2 protein-coding genes are annotated in these 3,482 nt (G+C 43.7%); both read left to right on the top strand.

Annotation, left to right across the window (positions count from 1 at the left end; translation table 11 throughout):
- The first annotated feature begins 282 nt into the window (after window positions 1-282).
- Complete coding sequence (locus tag HT697_RS10120) at window positions 283-768, top strand: LURP-one-related/scramblase family protein (RefSeq protein ID WP_000847060.1); 486 nt, start codon at window positions 283-285, stop codon at window positions 766-768.
- 21 nt (window positions 769-789) lie between these two features.
- Window positions 790-3,408 carry an alanine--tRNA ligase gene (gene alaS, locus HT697_RS10115; protein ID WP_173219162.1) on the top strand — a complete coding sequence of 873 codons (2,619 nt, stop codon included), beginning with the start codon at window positions 790-792 and terminating at the stop codon, window positions 3,406-3,408.
- Window positions 3,409-3,482: the final 74 nt, after the last annotated feature.

Raw genomic sequence — 3,482 nt, 5'->3', positions numbered from 1 at the left:
ACTTTGAGAAGTTAGCTGGCTAACACATGCTATTTGGTTAGAATCATTTCCAGTTGACGCAAGTTCAAAAAAACGTTATAATAAGAAAGTTGAGAATTGATTTTCTCTTGTCTTAGTCCAGAGAAATGGCGGTGCTGCGAGCCATCTAAGCTAGAAAGTCATGCTACTCAATTTAACAATTGCATAAGAACAAGAGAATGACAAGTTCATTGAATGAAGGTGGTACCGCGGTTTTTCGCCCTTCGTGATATGAGCTTGTCTTTTGATTTTTTGGAGGTGTTGATGAAAACATTTCTTGTCAAACAAAAGTTTCGTCTTGGAGGCGAACGCTTCGCTATCAAGGATGACAGGGGAGAAATCGCCTATCAGGTAGAGGGATCATTTTTTAAGATTCCTAAAACCTTTACCATCTATGATGCGGCTGGTGAACAGGTCAGTCAGATTAGTAAAGAAATCTTGACCTTGCTTCCTCGTTTTGAGATTCAGCTTCGGGATGGCTCGAGTTTTGTCATTCGCAAGAAGTTGACCTTCTGGCGAGATAAGTATGAGTTTGATAATCTAGGTCTTCGTATCGAGGGCAATATCTGGGATTTGAATTTCAAATTGCTGGATGATCGCGATCAGCTGATTGCGGAAATTAAGAAGGAACTCTTCCATCTGACCTCTACCTATACCGTAACGGTTCTTGAGGACGCTTATGCAGACCTAGTCATTTCCCTCTGTGTCGCGATTGACTATGTGGAAATGCTGGAAAGCCAATCACATTAAACAAGTAAATAAGGAGACAATATGAAACAACTATCTAGTGCACAAGTACGCCAAATGTGGCTTGATTTCTGGGCGACCAAAGGTCACTCAGTAGAACCATCAGTAAGTTTGGTTCCTGTAAATGACCCAACTCTTTTGTGGATCAACTCTGGGGTAGCAACGCTTAAGAAATACTTTGACGGGACTATTATCCCTGAAAATCCACGTATTACCAATGCTCAAAAGGCTATCCGTACCAACGACATCGAAAACGTAGGGAAGACTGCACGTCACCATACCATGTTTGAAATGTTGGGGAACTTCTCTATTGGGGATTACTTCCGTGACGAAGCCATCACTTGGGCTTATGAGCTTTTGACAAGCCCTGAGTGGTTTGACTTCCCAGCTGAAAAACTTTACATGACCTACTATCCAGATGATAAAGATTCTTACAACCGCTGGATTGAAGTAGGAGTGGATCCAAGTCACTTGATTCCAATCGAAGATAACTTCTGGGAAATCGGTGCAGGACCTTCTGGACCAGATACAGAAATCTTCTTTGACCGTGGAGAAGCATTTGACCCAGAAAATATCGGTATTCGCCTTCTTGCAGAAGATATTGAAAACGACCGTTATATCGAAATCTGGAACATCGTTTTGTCACAATTTAACGCAGACCCTGCTGTTCCTCGTAGTGAATACAAGGAATTGCCACACAAGAACATTGATACGGGCGCAGGTTTGGAGCGTTTGGTGGCCGTTATCCAAGGGGCTAAGACAAACTTTGAAACAGACCTCTTCATGCCAATCATTCGTGAAGTGGAGAAATTGTCTGGTAAGGTCTATGACCAAGATGGCGACAACATGAGCTTTAAGGTTATCGCTGACCACATCCGTTCCCTTTCATTTGCCATCGGTGATGGTGCCCTTCCAGGAAATGAAGGCCGCGGTTATGTCCTTCGTCGTCTTCTCCGTCGTGCTTCTATGCATGGTCAAAAATTGGGAATCAACGAGCCTTTCCTTTACAAACTCGTTCCAACCGTTGGAAAAATCATGGAAAGCTACTACCCAGAAGTGCTTGAAAAACGTGATTTTATCGAAAAAATCGTTAAGAGCGAAGAAGAATCATTTGCTCGTACCCTTCACTCAGGTCAACACTTTGCTCAAGGCATTGTAGCTGACTTGAAAGAAAAAGGTCAATCTGTCATTGCTGGTCAAGATGTATTCAAACTTTATGACACTTATGGCTTCCCAGTTGAATTGACTGAAGAAATCGCTGAAGAAGCTGGTATGACTGTGGACCGTGAAGGCTTTGAAGCAGCCATGAAAGAACAGCAAGAACGTGCGCGTGCGTCAGCTGTTAAGGGTGGCTCAATGGGGATGCAAAATGAAACCCTTCAAAACATCACTGTAGAAAGTGTCTTCAACTACAATGCTAGCCAATTGTCTTCTAAATTGGTGGCTATCGTGGCTGACAATGCAGAAGTAGAAGCTGTGTCAGAAGGAACTGCCTCACTTATCTTTGCGGAAACGCCATTCTACGCTGAAATGGGTGGACAGGTAGCTGACCATGGACAAATCTTGGATGAGGCTGGTTCAGTTGTGGCTACTGTGACAAATGTTCAAAAAGCTCCAAACGGACAAGCTCTTCATACAGTTGAAGTCCTTTCACCGCTTGCTTTGAACCAAGAATATACCTTGGCAATTGATACAAATCGTCGTCACCGTGTTATGAAAAACCACACTGCGACTCACTTGCTTCACGCTGCTCTTCACAATATCCTTGGAAACCACGCAACACAAGCAGGATCTCTTAACGAAGTTGAATTCCTTCGCTTTGACTTTACCCACTTCCAAGCAGTGACTGCTGAAGAATTGCGTGCGATTGAGCAGCAAGTCAATGAGAAAATCTGGGAAGCTCTTGAAGTGAAGACAGTTGAAACGGATATTGACACTGCCAAAGAAATGGGTGCGATGGCTCTCTTTGGTGAGAAATACGGCAAGGAAGTCCGTGTTGTCACTATCGGTGACTACTCTATCGAGCTTTGTGGTGGTACCCACGTTGGCAACACTTCTGAGATTGGACTCTTCAAGATTGTCAAAGAAGAAGGGATTGGTTCAGGAACTCGCCGTATCTTGGCAGTGACTGGCAAGGAAGCCTTTGAAGCCTACCGTGAACAAGAGGACGCTCTTAAAGCTGTCGCAGCAACCTTGAAATCACCTCAACTTAAAGAAGTACCTCACAAGGTAGAAGGACTTCAAGAACAACTTCGTCAACTTCAAAAAGAAAATGCTGAATTGAAAGAAAAAGCCGCAGCTGCAGCCGCAGGCGATATCTTCAAGGATGTGAAGGAAGTCAATGGTCACCGTTACATTGCTAGCCAAGTATCTGTATCTGACGCTGGTGCCCTTCGTACATTTGCAGATAACTGGAAACAAAAAGATTACTCTGATGTGCTTGTCCTAGTTGCAGCTATTGGTGACAAGGTCAATGTCCTTGTAGCAAGCAAGACAAAAGACCTTCATGCAGGAAACCTTGTCAAAGAATTGGCACCAATCGTCGATGGACGTGGTGGTGGTAAACCAGACATGGCCATGGCAGGAGGAAGCAACCAAGCTAAGATCCAAGAATTGTTGGATGCCGTAGCAGGTAAATTGTAAACAAGTAATACTCTTCGAAAATCTCTTCAAACAACGTCAGCTTCGCCTTGTATTTTATATGTGACTGACTTCGT

Origin of the sequence: Streptococcus sp. 1621 (genome assembly GCF_013276615.1) — a bacterium.
In the GTDB taxonomy this organism is placed as follows: domain Bacteria; phylum Bacillota; class Bacilli; order Lactobacillales; family Streptococcaceae; genus Streptococcus.
Note: the sequence above shows the minus strand (reverse complement) of the source record. Positions and strands in the feature narration are given on the sequence as shown.